This window comes from Vibrio sp. 10N.222.55.C6, from assembly GCF_041473395.1.
Taxonomy (GTDB): Bacteria; Pseudomonadota; Gammaproteobacteria; order Enterobacterales; family Vibrionaceae; genus Vibrio; species Vibrio crassostreae_C.
Genome location: NZ_JBFRSD010000278.1, coordinates 1 through 463, shown reverse-complemented (window position 1 = coordinate 463; position 463 = coordinate 1). Strand labels below are relative to the sequence as shown.

At 40.4% G+C, this 463-nt stretch carries 1 pseudogene; it reads right to left on the bottom strand.

What is annotated here, in order from left to right:
- Positions 1-463 (bottom strand): annotated as a pseudogene (locus AB4486_RS23645) (TonB-dependent receptor); the annotation flags it as partial.

Sequence of the window (463 nt, the reverse complement as noted above, 5' to 3'; positions counted from 1 at the left end):
CCATAAACTAGGTAATGGTTGTTAATCTGTTTATCTAGCTGAGTTTCGATCTCAAGCTTATCTTCGGTGTATTCATAGTCTTTTGTTTGAAGATTGTCATTGTTAGCAGGAACATAAGGTGGGAAACCGGGACCTGCCGGTTTAAAGCGCTTCGTCACCCCATTTTCTTCTTTAGAGATGTATGACACTTTGCTCGTCACTGTGTCAGCGATAGCGCCATCAGCGAACCAAATGTGTTTAATCGCAAATCGATTTTGCTCTGTATCATCTGCACCCGTGTAGCTATCGTAGCTTGAGTGATAAATATCAGAGTCAGAAGTATCCTTAATTAGCTCAGCTAGAAACTCGATACGGTGGCTTTCGTTCAATTGGTATTGCAATTTTACCAATAGGTTATCTGCAGATGTATCTTGATCTTCTACTGCGTAATTCTCTAAGTTATTAGAGTCGCGGAAGTTTTGAA